This is a genomic window from Sulfitobacter sp. HI0040, assembly GCF_001634885.1.
Lineage (GTDB): Bacteria > Pseudomonadota > Alphaproteobacteria > Rhodobacterales > Rhodobacteraceae > Sulfitobacter.
In genome coordinates this window covers 25,720-43,153 of sequence record NZ_LWEX01000057.1, presented here as the reverse complement: position 1 = coordinate 43,153, position 17,434 = coordinate 25,720, and the positions used below count along the sequence as shown (strand labels likewise).

19 protein-coding genes and 1 pseudogene are annotated in these 17,434 nt (G+C 64.1%); 8 read left to right on the top strand and 12 right to left on the bottom strand.

The genetic code is table 11. The features are described 5' to 3' along the window. A pseudogene (locus A3728_RS05325) lies at positions 1-671 on the bottom strand (hypothetical protein); the annotation flags it as partial. 33 nt (positions 672-704) lie between these two features. Next, complete coding sequence (locus tag A3728_RS05320; protein ID WP_067920923.1) at positions 705-1,331, bottom strand: DnaJ domain-containing protein; 627 nt, start codon at positions 1,329-1,331, stop codon at positions 705-707. 74 nt (positions 1,332-1,405) lie between these two features. Between A3728_RS05320 and A3728_RS05315 the strand changes: the two genes are divergently transcribed. Next, positions 1,406-1,663: a BolA family protein gene (locus A3728_RS05315; protein ID WP_067920920.1), complete on the top strand. Its 258-nt coding sequence runs from the start codon at positions 1,406-1,408 to the stop codon at positions 1,661-1,663. A 6-nt stretch (positions 1,664-1,669) separates the two neighbouring features. Here A3728_RS05315 and A3728_RS23645 read toward each other — a convergent pair whose 3' ends face one another. From A3728_RS23645 to A3728_RS05290, 6 genes are all read right to left on the bottom strand, one after another. Continuing rightward, positions 1,670-2,113: a DUF4177 domain-containing protein gene (locus A3728_RS23645; RefSeq protein WP_443069387.1), complete on the bottom strand. Its 444-nt coding sequence runs from the start codon at positions 2,111-2,113 to the stop codon at positions 1,670-1,672. A 234-nt stretch (positions 2,114-2,347) separates the two neighbouring features. Beyond that, positions 2,348-2,827, bottom strand: coding sequence for a thioesterase family protein (locus A3728_RS05305; protein WP_067920918.1), 480 nt, complete (start codon positions 2,825-2,827; stop codon positions 2,348-2,350). A 46-nt stretch (positions 2,828-2,873) separates the two neighbouring features. Beyond that, positions 2,874-2,999, bottom strand: a complete 126-nt coding sequence (locus tag A3728_RS23845; protein WP_269084757.1) for a hypothetical protein — start codon at positions 2,997-2,999, stop codon at positions 2,874-2,876. Next, positions 2,986-3,225, bottom strand: a complete 240-nt coding sequence (locus A3728_RS05300) for a hypothetical protein (protein ID WP_067920916.1) — start codon at positions 3,223-3,225, stop codon at positions 2,986-2,988. Before A3728_RS05300 ends, A3728_RS23845 begins: the two co-directional genes overlap by 14 nt. Next, positions 3,222-4,811, bottom strand: coding sequence for an Asp-tRNA(Asn)/Glu-tRNA(Gln) amidotransferase subunit GatB (gatB, locus tag A3728_RS05295; protein ID WP_067920914.1), 1,590 nt, complete (start codon positions 4,809-4,811; stop codon positions 3,222-3,224). The genes A3728_RS05300 and gatB overlap by 4 nt, the downstream gene beginning before the upstream one ends. 79 nt (positions 4,812-4,890) lie before the next feature. Further along, on the bottom strand, positions 4,891-6,192 hold the full coding sequence (locus A3728_RS05290) for a hypothetical protein (RefSeq protein ID WP_236628210.1): 1,302 nt from the start codon (positions 6,190-6,192) through the stop codon (positions 4,891-4,893). A 214-nt stretch (positions 6,193-6,406) separates the two neighbouring features. Between A3728_RS05290 and A3728_RS05285 the strand changes: the two genes are divergently transcribed. After that, entirely contained in the window at positions 6,407-7,195 is a 789-nt protein-coding gene (locus A3728_RS05285) for a transglycosylase SLT domain-containing protein (RefSeq protein ID WP_236628209.1), read from the top strand. A gap of 8 nt (positions 7,196-7,203) precedes the next feature. On the opposite strand, the gene A3728_RS05280 is transcribed toward A3728_RS05285, so the two are convergent. Together A3728_RS05280 and pepN are read right to left on the bottom strand one after the other, a co-directional pair. Further along, positions 7,204-7,644 carry a hypothetical protein gene (locus A3728_RS05280; protein WP_067920910.1) on the bottom strand — a complete coding sequence of 147 codons (441 nt, stop codon included), beginning with the start codon at positions 7,642-7,644 and terminating at the stop codon, positions 7,204-7,206. Further along, complete coding sequence (gene pepN / locus A3728_RS05275) at positions 7,637-10,189, bottom strand: aminopeptidase N (RefSeq protein ID WP_067920908.1); 2,553 nt, start codon at positions 10,187-10,189, stop codon at positions 7,637-7,639. The genes A3728_RS05280 and pepN overlap by 8 nt, the downstream gene beginning before the upstream one ends. Positions 10,190-10,292: 103 nt before the next feature. On the opposite strand from pepN, the gene A3728_RS05270 reads away from it, so the two are divergent. From A3728_RS05270 to A3728_RS05250, 5 genes are all read left to right on the top strand, one after another. Further along, positions 10,293-10,532 (top strand): hypothetical protein, encoded by a 240-nt coding sequence (locus tag A3728_RS05270; RefSeq protein ID WP_067920906.1) that lies wholly within the window; start codon positions 10,293-10,295, stop codon positions 10,530-10,532. 124 nt (positions 10,533-10,656) lie between these two features. Further along, complete coding sequence (locus A3728_RS05265; protein WP_201722248.1) at positions 10,657-10,845, top strand: DUF2256 domain-containing protein; 189 nt, start codon at positions 10,657-10,659, stop codon at positions 10,843-10,845. Positions 10,846-10,941: 96 nt separating this feature from the next. After that, complete coding sequence (locus A3728_RS05260) at positions 10,942-13,170, top strand: malate synthase G (RefSeq protein ID WP_067920903.1); 2,229 nt, start codon at positions 10,942-10,944, stop codon at positions 13,168-13,170. Between the two features lie 73 nt (positions 13,171-13,243). Further along, the gene (locus tag A3728_RS05255; protein WP_067920901.1) at positions 13,244-13,669 is read left to right on the top strand and encodes a GlcG/HbpS family heme-binding protein; all 426 of its coding nucleotides are present in this window, start codon (positions 13,244-13,246) and stop codon (positions 13,667-13,669) included. 62 nt (positions 13,670-13,731) lie between these two features. After that, positions 13,732-14,508 carry a gamma-glutamyl-gamma-aminobutyrate hydrolase family protein gene (locus A3728_RS05250; RefSeq protein ID WP_067920899.1) on the top strand — a complete coding sequence of 259 codons (777 nt, stop codon included), beginning with the start codon at positions 13,732-13,734 and terminating at the stop codon, positions 14,506-14,508. A 22-nt stretch (positions 14,509-14,530) separates the two neighbouring features. Here the strand turns inward: A3728_RS05250 and A3728_RS05245 are convergent, their stop codons facing one another. After that, on the bottom strand, positions 14,531-14,743 hold the full coding sequence (locus tag A3728_RS05245) for a hypothetical protein (protein ID WP_067920897.1): 213 nt from the start codon (positions 14,741-14,743) through the stop codon (positions 14,531-14,533). A gap of 77 nt (positions 14,744-14,820) precedes the next feature. Then, positions 14,821-15,573, bottom strand: a complete 753-nt coding sequence (locus A3728_RS05240) for an SDR family NAD(P)-dependent oxidoreductase (RefSeq protein ID WP_067920895.1) — start codon at positions 15,571-15,573, stop codon at positions 14,821-14,823. 283 nt (positions 15,574-15,856) lie between these two features. On the opposite strand from A3728_RS05240, the gene A3728_RS05235 reads away from it, so the two are divergent. Then, positions 15,857-17,431, top strand: coding sequence for a Re/Si-specific NAD(P)(+) transhydrogenase subunit alpha (locus A3728_RS05235; protein WP_067920893.1), 1,575 nt, complete (start codon positions 15,857-15,859; stop codon positions 17,429-17,431). Positions 17,432-17,434 lie beyond the last annotated feature (3 nt).

The window sequence follows — 17,434 nt, the reverse complement described above, 5'->3', positions numbered from 1 at the left end:
TCCGCTGCCTTCAGGGCCTTTTCCGGCTCGGGCGACATTTCCATCAGGTGGATATAGAGATGCAGCAACCCGGGGTGGGACATGCCCCCGGGGCGGGCCAGATGCCGTTCCAGCACCCGCTGACATTCGAGCGTTTCCGCCTGCCGGGGCACACCGCCCGCGTCGATGTCCCACATCTTCCACGGGCTGAGGTTCATCAGCGCCTCGGCGAAGATCGTGGCGACCTCCGCGTCATCGGGAAATGCCGCGTGAACCTGCCGCATCGCATCGGCGAAGTCCCGGTCCCAGCCGGATTGATCCTCGATCGGGGTGGCTTGGGGATAGCGCGCGGGCAGGGCGCGGATCAGCGCCGCTTCGACGGGGCTGACATTGTCCAGACCGGCAAGCGCGGCCTGCGTGGCGTCCCATGCGAGCGACAGCGCCTTGGCCTTTGTCCGTGCATCGAAAAGCGACCACGGCATGTTGTAGTTGGGCCCCGCCGCATAGGCGATGCCCCAATGCGCCATCGTGCAGTCCGGCGCTTCATCCAGCGCACGGCGATAGCAGACGATGGCCTCTTCGTGGTTGTAACCGTAGGTCCAGTTCAGCCCGCGATCGAACCAGACCTGCGCCCCGGCGGAGGCACCCGAAACGGGGCGGCTGTGGAGGCCGAGGTCATAGGGATACGCCATCTCGGCTCCTTCGCCAGTCAGTCCTTGAATCAGTCAGTCCTTGAAGTTGCGGCTGCCCTTGATCTGATCCCATGCCCAGACCACCTGCTGCAGCTGCTCTTCCTGGCTGCGGTCGCCGCCGTTCATGTCGGGGTGAAGGATCTTGATCAGCGCCTTGTAGGCTTTGCGCACCTCGGGCTTGGTCCAGCTGTCCTTCGCTTCAAGAATTTCCAGCGCGCGCCGTTCGGTGGGGGGCAGGCGGCGGCCCGCCTGCTGCCCGCGCCCGGGGTTCTGCGTCGCGTTCTTGCCCAGCACCTGATGCGGATCCTCGATGCCGAGCCGCGCCCAGGCCCGCGCCTCCGGATCGCCCAGCGGCTTGGTCGAGCGTTCCCAGACCTTGTCCTTGGACATCTGGGCATTCAATTCCGCTTCGGTCGTGCCGTCGAAGAAGTTCCACTTCAGATTGTATTCCCGTACGTGCTGCTGACAGAACCAATAATAATCATCCAGCACATCGGGTGCTTTGGGCGCGCGGTACTTTCCCGGTTCCTGACAATCGGGGTGATCGCAGACCCGCGTGGACGTCTCCGAAGCGCCCGACATGCCGCGACGGCCACGGGGGTTTTTCTTTTTCGACGACGACACGGACATGTCGAATCCGAAGGGATCAGCTTTGGGCATACAGGGTACCTTTCCGACTCAGGCGGGTGAGTTTAGACGGATGGGACAGAGATTGAAGGGGCGGCGGCAAAAAAATGTCAGTAACAGCAGAGATCACGGACCGGTTGGAGCAAGCGTTCGAACCGCGCGAATTGCAGGTGGTGGACGATAGCGAAAGCCACCGGGGACACGGCGGTTATCGCGAGGGCGGGGAGAGCCATTTCAACGTGCGCATCCGGTCGGCGCGCTTCAAGGGGATGAGCCGGATCGCCCGTCACCGGGCCGTGCATGATGCGCTGGGTCGCGACCTCATGGGGCGCATCCATGCACTGGCGCTGGATCTCGGCGACTGAGCAGGCTCAATCCGATTTTTTCGAATTGCCCTCGGGGTCGGGTTTCAGGGAGGCGGCGACCCCTTTGAACCGCGCGGTAACGGTATCGGGATCCTCATCTTCCGCCGCGGGTTTGTCGTGACCGTCGAGTGGGGCGGAGTGATCGTGGCCATCGGCGCCATCTGCCTTTTTGGCGTCGCCGCCAGGCTTTTCGGCGTCAGTGGAGGCGGCCGCCCCATCGGTCTTTTCGGCCCGTGGTTCCGCAGGCGGGTCTTCCATCATGTCGGCGGGCATCGCCCGGGGGGAGGGCAGCAGCTCGGGGGCGAAAGCATCGGCGTCATTCTCGCGCAGGCGACGGAAGATCAGCACGTTGCGCCATTCGGTGGTGGACGAAGCGATGCCGCTGCGTTCGATGCTGGGCAAGGTCTCGGCGCGCTGATATTCCCAGCCGTAACATGAAAGGCTGTTCATAAGCTCTTGCAAGGCATGGGAAAATCGCGCTTCCGCCCCCTTTACTCCCTTGGCCTTGACGCCCTTGTTCGGGGCAGGAACAACTTTGTATTCGTAACGGGGCATGGGGTAACCTCAGCAACAGACGCCCGCTTTTATAGGCGAGTGATGCGATGATTGGAACTGCCGGAACGGTACCGAAACGTAAAATTCGCGCCCGATTGTGCGGCTTGGGCCTGATGCTGGTCGGGCGCTTCAGCCCGCCTTGCGACGGCGGATCCCGATGCTGCGCCCGGCCCTTTCGGGGCGTGGCAGCTTTGCGTGATCCTCTGCCATCCGGCCAAGGTTGGCCCGGATATGCGGGGGCATCTCGGCGACGCGGGGGCCGGACTGGTCCACATGCAGCGTCAGCCCTTCGGCGGTTGCGGCAAGCCAGCCATCGGCGTGGTAAAGCTCCTGATAGGTGTGGAACCGCTTCGCGTCATGGTCGAGGATTTGGAGCGTGACGAAAACTTCATCGTTTTCATGAAGTTCCCGGACGTAGCAGACATGAAATTCGGCGACATATGTGGTGCAGCCGGTCTTTTGATAGTCCGGTCCGAAGCCCAGAAGCTCATAGGCCTGATCGACGGAAGTATCGAACAGGACGTTGTAATACGCCATGTTGAGATGACCGTTGAAATCGATCCACTCTGGGCGCACCCGCATCATTGACGAACGGAAAGGCGCTGACATCAGGAGGCGCGTTCCGCGATCCGGTGACCTGCCCGCAAATCAGCCTTCATTCGCTGCGCGATCCGTCAGCGGCATCGCGTTCAAGCCGGTGCGCCGAATGGCGGGCCAGCAGAACCCCCACCCCGGCGAGGCCGAGAGCGAAGAGGGGTACGAAAATTTCATAGGCCGTCATCGCCGACCTCCCTTTCCAGATACCTCAGAATATAGTGCGCCGCGCCGTGAAGTGCCAGCCCCGTCGCGATCCAGACCACGAGGAACGGATCGCTCACCACCCTGCCTTCGACCAGCGGGCGCAGCAAGGCCACCCCCAGAAAGCCGAGGCCCAGCGTGTTGAAGAACCCGGCAAAGAGCTTCACCCGTTCGTTATGGATGGACAGCCTGTCGCGCCGCCGCTTCATCCGTTCAGCTTGGCCGCCACGATTTCATTGACCGCCTTGGGGTTCGCTTTGCCACCGGTCGCCTTCATGACCTGCCCCACGAACCAGCCCGCCAGCTTGGGGTTCTGCTTGGCCTTTTCGACCTGCGCAGGGTTGGCGGCGATGATGTCATCCACGGCCTGTTCGATGGCGCCCGTGTCCGTCACCTGCTTCATGCCCCGATCCTCGACGATCTGCGCCGGGTCGCCGCCTTCGGTATAGACGATTTCGAACAGGTCCTTGCCGATCTTGCCGGAAATGTCGCCCTTGGCGATTAACAGAAGAATTCCAGCTAATTGTTCGGGGCTGACGGGGCTCTCGCTGATGTCATGATCTTCCTTTTTGAGCCGTCCAAATAGATCATTAATGACCCAATTGGCGGCGTATTTCGCTTCGACCATTGGTAATTTCGGAAGGGGATTGTCAGTATCCATTCGTTCTGCTGTCTTGACCAATACCTCACCGGATTGGTCAATCGCCGACAGCACATTCTTAAAATAGTCTGCCGAAGCAACTTCGGCCGTCAGCACGGATGCGTCATAGTCCGACAGGCCGAAATCGGCGATGAAGCGCGCCTTTTTCGCGTCGGGCAATTCGGGCAGGTTGGCGGCGATGTCATCCACCCATCCCTGTTCGATCTCTAACGGCAACAGGTCGGGGTCGGGGAAGTAGCGGTAGTCATGCGCCTCTTCCTTCGACCGCATGGAACGGGTTTCCTGCTTGTCCGGATCGAAGAGCCGCGTTTCCTGCACCACTTCGCCGCCTGCCTCGACGATGGCGATCTGGCGCTTCGCCTCGACTTCGATGGCTTGCTGTATGAACCGCATGGAGTTCATGTTCTTGATCTCGCACCGTGTGCCGAGATGCGAAAAGTCCTGCGTTTCCTGATATTTCTCATAGGCGCCCGGGCGGCAGATCGACACGTTCACATCGGCCCGCATGGCGCCTGACTGCATGTCGCCGTTACAGGTGCCCAGATAACGCAGGATCTGGCGCAGCTTGCCCAGATAGGCGGCGGCTTCTTCGGGGCCGCGAATGTCCGGGCGGCTGACGATTTCCATCAGCGCCACGCCGGTTCGGTTGAGATCCACGAATGACATGTTGGGGTCCATGTCGTGGATGGATTTACCGGCGTCCTGTTCGATGTGGATGCGTTCCACCCGCACCAGACGTGCCGTGCCGTCGCCCATTTCGACCAGCACTTCGCCTTCGCCCACGATGGGTTCGTAAAGCTGGCTAATCTGGTAGCCCTGCGGCAGGTCGGGATAGAAGTAGTTCTTCCGGTCGAAGGCGGACTTCAGGTTGATCTTGGCCTTGAGACCCAGCCCGGTGCGCACCGCCTGTTCGACACAGAATTCGTTGATCACCGGCAGCATCCCCGGCATCGCGGCATCCACGAAGGCCACATTGGAATTGGGCTCTGCGCCGAATTTCGTGGAAGCACCGGAAAAGAGCTTTGCCTGCGAAGATATCTGGGCATGGACCTCCATGCCGATGACCAGTTCCCAGTCGTGCTTGGCACCCGCGATGGTGCGCGCCTTGGGCGTGTCATATGTCAGGTCGAGCATGGGAACCTCGTGCGTCAGGGATCGCTGGAGGTCATAGGACAGGGGGCCGAGTGCTGCAAGGGGCGGCGGCGTGGCCCGATCAGGCGGCGCGGGTTTCCGGCCCGGTTTCGGTGAAGACGACGCGTTTGCCCGCCGCGATTTCGCCCTGGAAGAGCGAGGTGATGATGCGCATGGCGTCATCCCGGCCCGAGGCGGCAAAGCGCGTCGGGCACTGGACCCGCAGGTTGTTGTCGAATCCGCGCGCGGCGTGGGCCCAGATCATCGGATGCAGTTCCGTCAGATGCTCGCGCACGATCCAGCCCGCGCAATCGGCGATCTGGGCGCGTACATGGTCTGCATGATCGTTGCCGGAAAAGGCCTGACCGATGCTGTTGGCGCAATAGGCGGCCAGCAGGTTGGTGGTATAGGGATCGGGGCGGCGGTTCAGGATGTCGTGCAACCCTTCGACAAAGAACGGCAGATCGAGCCGCGCGCAGGCTTCGTCATCGCAGGAGATGGCGTCGAACTGCACCCATGTATAGCCCCCGGCACCCCAGACCGCCTGCGTACGTGATGCGGTGCGGCGGGCTTCCAGCTCCAGCTCTGCATAGCTGCCGTACCAGCGTGGCAGCAGGTGGTTGCCCATGGCGCGCATGGGGCGCGGGTTTTCGGGGTTGAGGTCGATGAGCCGTTCGTAGCGGTCGGCCACGGCGCGCCCGTCCGTAGCGCTGCCGCCCAAGAGGGCGCATTGCGTCGCGGCCAGCAGGGGGGAGGTCGCGGCTTCGTCCGCGAAGGGGGCGAGGATTTCCTCGGCCCGTTCGAAATGGGCGGCAAAGGCGGCACGGTTGCGGGCGGGGACCTCCACGTCCCAGCCGGTGCCGCGCCATGCCCAGCCAAGATCCATATGGGCCTGGGCCACGATGGCGGCGACGACGTAATCCTCGGGGCTGTCTTCGAGCACAAGTTCGAGATCCTCGATCCCGGCCAGAAGGGGCGCGTTGCGGTCAGGCCGACCGTCGATCAACGCATGTTCGGCGGCAAGCACCACATCCGCGCGCGCGCCATAGGCCATGAGTTCGGCGATGGACATGGCTCCCGGCGTCAGGCTGCGCTTGGCGTCGGCTGCACGGATAGTCCGGGAGAGCTCGGCCCAGCGTTCCTGCCGCACGAGGCGCAGCGCCACGGCCTGATGATGATCACGGGCTTCGTCCTCCGCCGTCGGATCGGGGCAGGCGATCTGCAGAATGCTGCCCCCGCCGGCGCGTACCGCTGCCACCGCCTGCTGCGCGAGGACGGGATGCACCTCTTGCTCCACCGCGCGCACAGGTCGGGCGCCCCGCGGCGCTCTGAACGCGGCGAAACACTGGTGCAGACGATCGGCGATCTGGCGGCTTGGGAACATCGGACACGTACCTGTACTTCAACTGCTGGCCTTTGGGCGGCCTTTGCAACAGGCTAGGTTCGGTTTGGGGCGCGAACATGGCGCCCGCAGGACGTAATCGCGGTTTCACAGGGGCGTTCCCCTCGCGGGCAGACGCGCGCATTTCCGCCGCCCGGCGGATGCGCGAGATTCCATGAGCTTGCATTCATCGCGGGCCGGGCCGCATATTGCCCCGATGAAAAACCTATTCATCGCAGGGATGCTGGCGCTGTTGCCGGTTCAGGTGCTGGCGGAGGCCAAGGGCGTGCTGCGACCGCAGCTTCGCCCCGACAGGAACCTTGAGCGGGCGATCGATACGCCGCCCGTTGTGGGACCGGCGCCCGTGGCGCTGGAACCCCGACCGGCCTTTCCGGGAGAGGCGGAAAAACCGCAACTCGCCACGGCGGCGCCCATCGCGATCAGCGCGCTGCGCCCCCCTGCGCGGCCCGGTCACATCCCGCGAACCCGCTGGCAGCACAAACGCGGCCATGCGCTCTGGACCCGGGCGGCGCTGGCCGCGCTCAAGAATCATGGCCGCCCGCTGGTGGACATGGTGCCGGCGGATGTCGAGTTCTGGTGCCCGGCCTATCCGATGCAATCCCACGGCAACCGCCGTGCCTTCTGGGTCGGTTTCATGTCGGCGCTGGCCAAGCATGAAAGCACTTACAAGGCGGCCGCTGTCGGGGGCGGGGGGCGCTGGTACGGGCTGCTGCAGATACTGCCCGCCACCGCGCGGGGCTACAAATGCAACGTAGGCACCGGCGATGCCCTGAAAAACGGCGCGGCAAATCTGAGCTGTGCGGTCCGGATCCTTGCCGTGACGGTACCGCGCGACGGCGTGATCTATGGTCGGGGCGGGCGCGGCGTCGCGGCGGACTGGGGCCCCATGCGCAATGCCCGCAAACGGGTCGACATGGCGAACTGGCTGAAACGCCAAAGTTACTGCATGCCGCTCAATGCGACGCGGCCCCGCGCCCGGCCCTGAGGGCGGGCCTATTGCATCAGCGAGAAATGATGCCGCTCCGTGGTGATCCCGGCGTCGGTAAGCGCGTCTTCGAACTTTCGGTGCGGGGGCGTGCATTGCGGCGGAATACGTAGCCGCAAACCGTTCTTCAGCCGCACCGTCATCCGCACGCTGAGGTCAAGCCTCGTGTCCATCCGCATCCGATCGATGTCCCGCAGCGGAACCTCCACCTCCCGCGTCTCCGTGCGCCAGGATAGCGCCTCGCGGGTGAGGGTGAGGCTGCTCTGCGTATTCCGCCACAGATCCCACAAGGCCGGTAGCGTGAAGAGGGCGGGCAGCGCCAGCACCAGCGAGGATGCGTCCCAGAAGACCCATGCGAAACCCATCGCCGCCCAGACCCCCGCGACCGCCAGTGCCGTCGCGCGGTTGCGCGCCTGCCGCCGATAGGTCAGCAGCGGGGCTTCAGCCACCCCGGATCCGGGTCAGCATCTCCGTCGTGTCGCGGCTGAGGTCGGGCGTGGCAAGGATGCGGGCGACTTCAGCACGGATCATGTTGCGCCGGTCGGCGTCATAGCGGCGCCATGTCTGGAAGGCGGCGCACATCCGCGCGGTCGTCTGCGGGTTTACGGGATCGAGCTTGATCAGCCAGTCCGCCAGCAGCCGGTAGCCCGCGCCGCTGGCATGGTGAAAGCCCGCGTGATTTGCAGCAAGGCTTCCCATGACGGCACGGAAGCGGTTCGGGTTCTTCCACGCGAAAGCCGGGTGGCGGGTCAGCGCCTCGGCGACCTGTGCGGCATCGTCGGGATGCGCTTCGATCACCTGCAGGCCGAACCACTTGTCCATGACCAGCCGGTCGTCCCGCCACTGGTTTTCGAACGCTTCGAGCGCCTCTGCGCCGTGGTCCCGCCGCAGCAGGATGGCGAGCGCCGCCAGTTGCTGCGTCATGTTGTCAGCGCTGCGGAACTGCTCCTGCGCGAGCGCCCCGTCATCCTGCCGGGCGATCAGGGACAGCATCGCGTTGCCAAGGCTGCGCATGCCCGATTGTTCGGCATCCGGGCGATAGGGCGCGGTGATCTGGTTCGCGTCGTAGATTGCGCGCGCCTCATCCGCGAAACGGTCGGAAAGCGCGCCGCGCAGCGCCTCGCTCGCGGCATAGATGGCAGCCGGGTTGGGGGTATCGCCCGCCTCGGCCAAGGCCGCCGCCATTTCAGAGGCGGCAGGCAGTTCCAGCATCAGCGCGCGATAGGCCGCGTCAAAGCCACCCTTTATCACCACCGCGTGGATACCGTCCAGATAGGCCGCGTCGGGTGCCGCCGCCTCGTTGATCATGCGCGTCAGCGTCCGCCGGGCGAGGGTCCGGCCCGCTTCCCACCGGTTGAAGGGATCGGTATCATGCGCCAAGAGCAGCGCGCGCTCCTCGTCCGACAGATCGTGGTTCAGCACCACGGGGGCGGAAAATCCCCGCAGGATGGAGGCTGTGGGCCGCTCATCCAGCCCTTCGAAGGTAAAGGCTTGTTCCGCTTCCGTCATCTCCAGCAGACGCGTCGGCACAACCTCTTCCCCCGTGGGCGACAGCAGGCCCACGGCGATGGGCAGCACAAGGGGCTCCGGGCTCGGCGTTGCCTCCGACGGTGGGGTCTTTTGCGCGAAGGTCAGGGTGAAAACGCCGCCCTCCCAGCTTTCCTCTACCGAAAGTCGGGGCGTGCCGGCCTGGGAGTACCAGCGCTTGAACTGCGAAAGGTCGCGCCCGGTCGCATCCCCGAACACCGTCAGCCAGTCTTCGATCGTGCAGGCCTGCCCGTCGTGCCGGTCGAAATAAAGACCGACCGCCTTGTAATAGGCCTTATCCCCCACCAGCCGCTTGAGCATGCCGATCACCTCGGCGCCCTTTTCGTAGACCGTGGCGGTATAGAAGTTGTTGATCTCCTGAAAGCTCTCTGGCCGGACGGGATGGGCGAGGGGGCCCTGATCCTCGGCGAACTGGCGCCCGCGCAGATCAATCACGTCGCGGATACGCTTCACGGCGGCGGAGCGCAGGTCGGACGTGAACTGGCTGTCGCGGAAGACGGTCAGACCTTCCTTGAGGCACAGCTGGAACCAGTCGCGGCAAGTGATGCGGTTGCCGGTCCAGTTGTGGAAATATTCATGTGCGATGATGGCTTCGATCCGCTCGAAGTTCATGTCGGTCGAGGTTTCGGGGCTGGCCAGCACGGCGGAGGAGTTGAAGATGTTCAGCCCCTTGTTCTCCATCGCGCCCATGTTGAAATCGTCGACCGCCACGATGTTGAAGAGATCGAGATCGTATTCACGGCCGTAAACCTCTTCGTCCCAGCGCATCGACGCCTTCAGCGCCTCCATTCCGAAAGCGCATTTTCCCTCATCCCCGGGGCGGACATAGAGGTTCAGCGCGACCTGTTTGCCCGAGGCGGTGGTGAACTGATCCGCATGGGCGACCAGATCCCCCGCGACCAGCGCGAAAAGATAGGCGGGCTTGGGCCAGGGATCGTGCCACTCGGCATGATGATGCGATTGGGCCACCGGATTGCCGTTGCTCAGCAGCACGGGGTGGGGGCCGTCGATCTTAACGGTGAAGACGGCCATAACATCCGGGCGGTCGGGGTAGTAGGTGATCTTGCGGAAACCTTCCGCCTCGCATTGGGTGCAATACATGCCGTTCGACATGTAGAGCCCTTCGAGCGCGGTGTTGCCTGCCGGATCAATCTCCACTTCCGCTTCCCAGAGGAAGGGCGCATCCGGCACTTGGCAGGTCAGCCCCTGCTCCGTCACGCTGGGGGTCACTTCCTTGCCGTCGATGCGCGCCGCGATCAGGGTGAGCCCTTCGCCATGCAGGAAAAACCTGCGGTCCTGCGCCGCCGGATTGGGCCGGAAAGCGATCCGGCTCTTGACCCGGGTCTTGTGAGGATCGAGCGCAAAGTCGAGTTCGACACTGTCGACCAGATACCCGAAGGGGGCATAATCCGAAAGGTGAATGGTCTGGGGGGCGGCATCGCGCATCGGGAATCCTCGTGCGGGGGAGGGAACAAACAGGCTCCGCATACGTTATGTAGCCAACGAGGGGGCCGCAAGACGGGCCCCCGGAATATTAAGGAGACGCTACATGTCTGCACCCGACACAAATACCGAAAAGCAGGAAAAGCGGCACAAGCCGGCCCTGCTTGGCATTCGCGGAGCAATGATTTTCGGCGGTCTGATGATCGTTCTCTTGATCTTCTACGTCATCATCAACGGGGGCGATCCCACTGCGGATGACGTGACCAATACCGATCAGGCGACCGAGCCGGAGGCTTCGGTGCCCGCGGTGGACCCGGTCGTGCCGGGTACGAACGAATCGAACTAGGCATCCTTGCGATGCATCGGCACTGCACCGGCGGGAAAGTGTCGAGAAAAAGGGCGGTCACCCGAAAACGGGGGCCGTTCTTTTCATGTGCGGGGGTCCGATAACCCGATGAGGAGGCGTCATCATGGCCAAGATGGTTCGCAAAGCCGATCTGCCCAGGAAGGACTGTGCCGCCTGCGGGCGGGAAATGGTCTGGCGCCGCAAATGGTCAGATGACTGGGACGAGGTCCGCTATTGCTCCCACCGATGCCGGCGCGCGGCGAAGGCCGGAAGGGCAGCGGCGAATTCCTCCGAAAGCACCGCAAACTGGTAAAAAGACTTTACCGCATCCGGGGGTGAAGTTATCCCCGGGGGAAATCAGCATGAGCGGGCCAGGCCCGCGGACCGAGATCGAAGAGGGAGAAGGCGCATGACCGACAGGGTGAACAAGCACGGATTGCAGGTGGACCGTCAGCTGGCGGATTTTGTCGAGGACAGGGCGCTTCCGGGAACCGGGATCGAAGCCGATGCATTCTGGAAAGGGTTCTCCGACATTCTGCACGATCTGGGGCCGCGCAATCGCGAATTGCTGGATACCCGGGCCGAGATGCAGTCCCGCATTGATGCCTGGCACAAGGAACGCGCCGGGCAGGAGCATGACAGCGAGGCCTATCAGTCCTTTCTGCGCGAAATCGGCTACCTCGTGCCCGAAGGCGACGATTTCACCGTGGAGACGCAAAACGTCGATCCCGAGATCGCGAAGGTCCCGGGGCCGCAGCTCGTGGTGCCGATCACCAATGCCCGCTTCGCGCTGAACGCCGCGAACGCCCGCTGGGGCAGCCTTTACGATGCATTCTACGGCACCGATGCGCTGGGCGAAGGCCCGCGAGGCGGCGGATATGACCCCGAGCGCGGCCAGCAAGTCGTGGCCCGCGCCAAGGCGTTTCTGGACGAGACAGTGCCGCTCGTCTCGGGCAGTCACGCGCAATTGGTGGGCTACCGCGTCGAAGATGGCGCGCTGCAGGGCATGTTGCTGAATGACGAGGATTTCCGCGGTACCCAGACTACTCAGAGCGCCGTTCCCTCCGCCGGCGAAGCGCCCCATGTCATGCACGGACTGGGGCTGGCGGAACCGGAGCTTTTCGTCGGCTATCAGGGCGCGCCCGACAGCCCGACCGCGCTGCTGTTCCGCCACAACGGGCTGCACATCATCCTGCGCATCGATCCCGAACATGAAATCGGCCGCGCCGACGCGGCGCATGTCTCTGACATCGAACTGGAATCCGCCGTTTCCACCATCATGGACTGCGAAGACAGCGTTGCCGCCGTCGATGCCGAAGACAAGGTGCTGGCATATGGCAACTGGCTCGGCCTGATGAAGGGCGATCTGGCGGAACGCTTCGAAAAGGGTGGCGCGAGTGTCGAACGCGTTCTGAACGCCGACCGGACCTTTACCGCGCCTGACGGGGGCGAGATCACGCTCAAGGGCCGCTCGCTTATGCTGGTGCGTAACGTGGGCCACCTGATGACCAATCCCGCCATCCTCGACCGCGACGGCAACGAGGTCGGCGAAGGGCTGATGGACGCCATGATGACGACGCTCATCGCCATGCACGACCTGAAGCGGGACGGGGGCAATTCCGTCACCGGATCGGTCTATGTGGTGAAGCCGAAGATGCACGGGCCCGCCGAAGTCGCCTTTTCGGACGAGATTTTCGACCGGGTGGAGGATGCCCTCGGCCTGCCGCGGCATACCGTGAAGCTCGGCATCATGGACGAAGAGCGCCGGACCAGCGCGAACCTCAAGGAATGCATCCGCGCGGCCAAGCACCGTGTGGCCTTCATCAACACCGGCTTTCTGGACCGGACCGGCGACGAGATCCACACCAGCATGGAAGCCGGTCCCATGGTGCCCAAGGGCGACATGAAGAACGCCACGTGGATTGAAGCCTATGAGGATCGTAACGTCGATATCGGTCTGGCCTGCGGGCTGAAGGGCCGCGCGCAGATCGGCAAGGGCATGTGGGCCATGCCCGACCGCATGGGCGAGATGCTGGAGGCAAAGATCGGCCATCCGCAATCAGGTGCGACCTGCGCCTGGGTTCCCTCGCCGACGGCGGCGACCCTGCACGCCATGCATTACCACAAGGTCGATGTGCTGGCGCGGCAGGATGAACTGGCCGCCGCGGGCCCGCGCGCTTCGCTCGATGCGCTGCTGACGATCCCGGTGCTGGAAGGGCGCAACCTGTCGGACGAGGAGATCACCCGCGAGATCGAGAACAACGCGCAGGGCATCCTTGGCTATGTCGTGCGCTGGGTCGATCAGGGAGTGGGTTGTTCCAAGGTGCCCAACATCGACGACGTGGGTCTGATGGAGGACCGCGCCACCTGCCGGATCTCGGCCCAGGCGCTGGCGAACTGGCTACACCACGGCATCATCGACGAAGATCGCGTGATGGAAGGGCTGCGCAAGATGGCGCAGGTCGTCGACCGGCAGAACGAAGGCGATCCGGGCTATACCCCGATGGGCCCCGATTTCGACGGTATCGCCTTTTCCGCCGCGCGCGACCTTGTGCTGAAGGGTCGCGAGCAGCCTTCGGGCTATACCGAGCCGGTGCTGCACGCGCGCCGTCTGGAATGGAAAGCGGCACAGCAGTAGGCACGTCGCGGACCGGGGGGGCTGGCCCCCCGGACCCCCCAGGATTTGACCCCATTTGGAAGGACCCACGAATATGACGATATCGCTGCGCAAGGCACGGACAATTGTGCGCAAGACCCTTGAAAAGGGGCGTGAAATGGAACTGAAGCCGCTTTCGGTCATCGTACTGGACGCCGGCGGCCATGTTCAGGCCTTCGAGCGGGAAGACGGCGCAGCGCCGGGGCGTTTCGCCATCGCGCAGGGCAAAGCCTACGGTGCCGTGATGCTTGGCATGGCCGGTACCGCGCAGATGAAGCGGGCGGAGGATCAGGCCTATTTCATGGCGGCGGTCAACGGCGTCTTCGGCGGCCAGGTCGTGCCGGTGCCGGGCGGGGTGCTGCTGCGCGATCGCAAGGGCGCGGTACTGGGTGCCGTCGGGGTCACCGGCGATACGTCGGACAATGATGCCGAGGCGGCCATGGCCGGGATCAGCGCGGCGGGGCTGGAAGGCGAGATCTGAGGCGGGTTGAAGGCCGCCGAGGCTTGCGGCTATGCTGAGTGCGTAGCAGCAGAGGCACAGACATGGCGCGACCCGTTGTCGGCATCATCGGCAATTCCTACCTCATGAACGATCAGTACCCGGTGCATGCCGGGGGGCAGATGAATTCGGATGCGGTGGCCTTCGTCTCCGACTGCGTGCCGCTGATCGTTCCCGCCGACCCCCGGCTTCTGCGGGTGTCGGAGCTGATGGAGGTCTGCGACGGTTTCCTCTTCACCGGCGGGCGGCCCAATGTGCATCCGGAAGAATACGGCGAGGAAGAGACCGAGGCCCATGGCGCCTTTGACCGGGCGCGCGATGCCATCACCCTGCCGCTGATCCGGGCCTGCGTCGAACGCGGCCAGCCCTTTTTCGGCATCTGCCGGGGGTTTCAGGAGGTGAACGTCGCCATGGGCGGTACGCTCTACCCTGAAATTCGCGATCTGCCGGGACGGATGAACCACCGTATGCCCCCCGACGGCACCCTGCATGAGAAGTTCGAACTGCGCCACGACATCACCTTTACCGAAGGGGGCGTGTTCCACGGCGTGCTGGGGTCCGCCAAGGTGCGCACGAACACCCTGCACGGGCAGGGGATCAAGCGACCGGGGGAGCGGATCGTCGTCGACGGTGTGGCGGAGGACGGCACGCCCGAGGCGATCTATGTAAAGGGCGCCCCCGGTTTCACCCTTTCGGTCCAGTGGCATCCCGAATGGGACGCGGCGAACGATCCTGTGTCGCGCCCGTTGTTCCGTGCCTTCGGCGAGGCCGCGCGCGAGTGGGCCGCGCGGGAAACGCGCCCCAAGCTCAAGGCTGTCTGAGCCGCCTCCGGGGCAGGCACAGTCAGGGCGGGGGCAGATCACCCCGGGCGGCGCCGATCTTGCGCCGGGTGAACCAGACGAAATCATCCGTTCCACGCGATACCGGGGTCAGCGAGGCGAGGGCACGGCCGCGCAAATCATCGGCCTGTTGAGGAAAGAGCTCGCCCGGATCGGTACCTTGGCCGGTATCGAGGGCGCGCGCGGTGCGGCGGGGGAGGAGGGTCAGCGGTATCATGCACCGACCCTGCCTGTTTTTGGTAAACGAGTCGTTATCTCCTGCGGATGGGCGCGGTGCCCATTCGCATAGCCGCGCTACATCTGACCGCCCGCGATTTCGATGCACTGGCCGTTGATGCTGCCGGAGTTGGGGCCCATGAGCCAGAGCGCGGCTTCGGTCACTTCAGCCGGGGTCACCAGCCGTTTGTGGCGGTTCGCTTTCACCATGACGTCCCGCGCCTGTTCGCTGCTGAGCCCGGCGCGTTCGGCGATGGTCGCGGTATTGCGGGTCACGATCTCCGTATCGACATAGCCGGGGCAGAGCGCGTTGAACGTATAGGGTTTGCCCATGTAATCCTCCGACAGGGATCGTATCAGCCCGATCATCCCGTGTTTGGAAGCGGAGTAGGCCGCCGCCCCCGGCAGGCCGCGCAGACCGGCCATGGACGACACGGCGATCACGCGCCCCCAATCCGTGCCCCGCATGGATTTCAGCGATTCGCGGATGGTCATGAAGGCACCGTCGAGGTTGGTGGCCATCATGTCGCGCCAGAATTTCATATCGGTCTTCAGCACCGACCGGCCCTCGGCGATCCCGGCGTTGGGGATGCAGATCTGCACGGGGCCCCGTTCCTCCGTCGCCTTGGCGATGACGGAAACGACATCCTCTTCGTTGCGCACGTCCATGGCGACGCCGGTGATGCCATCGGTGGCGACCTCATCCAGCACGGATTGCCGCCGCCCGGTGATGGTGACGCGCGCGCCGTTCCGGGCCAGCGCGCGCGCGATATCGAGGCCGATACCCGTACCGCCGCCGGTGATGAATGCGTGTTTTCCTTCGAGGTCCATAAATCTCTCCCTTGGTTTGGCGGCATGCTGGCGCGTGCCATCGGCGGGCGCAACGACCTTCGCCCGCGATCCCCGCGGGGTGACGCGGCGTTCCTCGTGCCGCGTTGCGGCATCGGTTGGGGGGCGTCAGGTGCACAAATCCTGTCCGTTAGCGCTAGAAACAGGCAAATGACGGGGCGTTGGCGCTTGGTGTCGCTTGTACTATTGCTGCGCGCGTACTATCGAACCGGGCAACATTGTTGCGTCAATCGGGGCGTAGCGACCACGATGGGGAGATCCTGATTTGAAGATCGGAACGCCAAAAGAGATATTCGAGGGCGAACGCCGGGTAGCCATGACGCCCGACAGCGCCGCGCAGCTTCAGAAGCTTGGCCATGACTGCCTGATCCAGTCGGGAGCCGGCGAAGGCGCGGGGTTCGACGACGCGGCCTACAAATCCGCCGGGGTCGAGGTCGTGAAGGATGCCAAGGCGCTTTATGAGGCCGCCGATGTGGTTGCCAAGGTACGCCCCCCCTCCGAGGCGGAGGTGCAGATGCTGCGCGAGGGGCAGACGCTGATTTCCTTCTTCAATCCCGCGGGCAACAAGGATCTGATGGAGGCTGCCGCCGAGCGGGGCGCCACCGTCATCGCCATGGACATGGTGCCGCGCATTTCCCGCGCGCAGAAGATGGATGCGCTGTCCTCCATGGCCAATATCGCGGGCTACCGCGCGGTCATCGAGGCGGGCAACAACTTCGGGCGTTTCTTTACCGGGCAGATCACCGCCGCGGGCAAGGTGCCGCCCGCCAAGGTGCTGGTCGTGGGTGCGGGTGTGGCCGGTCTCGCGGCCATCGGCACATCGACCTCGCTGGGTGCGATCACCTATGCCTTCGACGTGCGCCCCGAAGTGGCCGAGCAGGTCGAATCCATGGGCGCCGAATTCGTCTATCTGGACTTCGAGGAAGAGCAGCAGGACGGCTCCGCCTCCGGCGGCTATGCCTCCGTCTCCTCGCCTGAATTCCGCGAAGCGCAGCTTGCCAAGTTCCGCGAACTGGCGCCCGATATGGACATCGTCATCACGACGGCGCTGATCCCCAACCGCGAGGCGCCGGAACTCTGGACGGAGGACATGGTCAAGGCCATGAAACCCGGATCGGTCATCGTCGACCTTGCGGCGGAGAAGGGCGGCAACTGCAAGCTGACCAAGGCGGACGAGAAGATCGTCACCGACAACGGCGTGACCATCATCGGCTATACCGACTTCCCCAGCCGGATGGCGGCGCAGGCCTCCACGCTCTATGCCACCAACATCCGTCACATGATGACCGACCTCACGCCCGAAAAGGACGGCGAGATCGATCACGACATGGAAGATGACGTGATCCGCGGGGCAACCATCGCCCACGCCAAGGAAGTCACCTTCCCGCCACCGCCGCCCAAGGTCGCCGCCATCGCGGCAGCACCGAAGAAGGAGCCGGCCAAGGAATTGACCGCCGAGGAGAAGGCGGCCAAGGAACTGGCGGCCTTCAAGCAGCAGACGAAGAACCAGGTCACACTGCTGGCCGTGGGCGGTGCGCTGTTGCTGGCCGTGGGGCTCGTGGCGCCCGCCAGCTTCATCCAGCACTTCATCGTCTTCGTGCTGTCGGTCTTCGTGGGCTTCCAGGTGATCTGGGGCGTGGCGCACAGCCTGCACACTCCGCTGATGGCCGTCACGAACGCCATTTCCTCCATCATCATCCTCGGCGCGCTGATGCAGATCGGCTCTGGCTCGTGGTTGGTGATGATACTTGCCGCCGCTTCGGTCTTCATGGCCGGGATCAACATTTTCGGTGGCTTCATGGTGACACGGCGCATGCTCGCCATGTTCCAGAAATCTTAAGGC

Excerpts from the sequence above, each read along its gene's own strand:
- A3728_RS05320 (WP_067920923.1), bottom strand. The coding sequence starts at position 1,331 with ATGCCCAAAGCTGATCCCTTCGGATTCGACATGTCCGTGTCGTCGTCG.
- A3728_RS05315 (WP_067920920.1), top strand. The coding sequence starts at position 1,406 with ATGTCAGTAACAGCAGAGATCACGGACCGGTTGGAGCAAGCGTTCGAA.
- A3728_RS23645 (WP_443069387.1), bottom strand. The coding sequence starts at position 2,113 with ATGAACAGCCTTTCATGTTACGGCTGGGAATATCAGCGCGCCGAGACC.
- A3728_RS05305 (WP_067920918.1), bottom strand. The coding sequence starts at position 2,827 with ATGTCAGCGCCTTTCCGTTCGTCAATGATGCGGGTGCGCCCAGAGTGG.
- A3728_RS23845 (WP_269084757.1), bottom strand. The coding sequence starts at position 2,999 with ATGACGGCCTATGAAATTTTCGTACCCCTCTTCGCTCTCGGCCTCGCC.
- A3728_RS05300 (WP_067920916.1), bottom strand. The coding sequence starts at position 3,225 with ATGAAGCGGCGGCGCGACAGGCTGTCCATCCATAACGAACGGGTGAAG.
- gatB (WP_067920914.1), bottom strand. The coding sequence starts at position 4,811 with ATGCTCGACCTGACATATGACACGCCCAAGGCGCGCACCATCGCGGGT.
- A3728_RS05290 (WP_236628210.1), bottom strand. The coding sequence starts at position 6,192 with ATGTTCCCAAGCCGCCAGATCGCCGATCGTCTGCACCAGTGTTTCGCC.
- A3728_RS05285 (WP_236628209.1), top strand. The coding sequence starts at position 6,407 with ATGAAAAACCTATTCATCGCAGGGATGCTGGCGCTGTTGCCGGTTCAG.
- pepN (WP_067920908.1), bottom strand. The coding sequence starts at position 10,189 with ATGCGCGATGCCGCCCCCCAGACCATTCACCTTTCGGATTATGCCCCC.
- A3728_RS05270 (WP_067920906.1), top strand. The coding sequence starts at position 10,293 with ATGTCTGCACCCGACACAAATACCGAAAAGCAGGAAAAGCGGCACAAG.
- A3728_RS05265 (WP_201722248.1), top strand. The coding sequence starts at position 10,657 with ATGGCCAAGATGGTTCGCAAAGCCGATCTGCCCAGGAAGGACTGTGCC.
- A3728_RS05260 (WP_067920903.1), top strand. The coding sequence starts at position 10,942 with ATGACCGACAGGGTGAACAAGCACGGATTGCAGGTGGACCGTCAGCTG.
- A3728_RS05255 (WP_067920901.1), top strand. The coding sequence starts at position 13,244 with ATGACGATATCGCTGCGCAAGGCACGGACAATTGTGCGCAAGACCCTT.
- A3728_RS05250 (WP_067920899.1), top strand. The coding sequence starts at position 13,732 with ATGGCGCGACCCGTTGTCGGCATCATCGGCAATTCCTACCTCATGAAC.
- A3728_RS05245 (WP_067920897.1), bottom strand. The coding sequence starts at position 14,743 with ATGATACCGCTGACCCTCCTCCCCCGCCGCACCGCGCGCGCCCTCGAT.
- A3728_RS05240 (WP_067920895.1), bottom strand. The coding sequence starts at position 15,573 with ATGGACCTCGAAGGAAAACACGCATTCATCACCGGCGGCGGTACGGGT.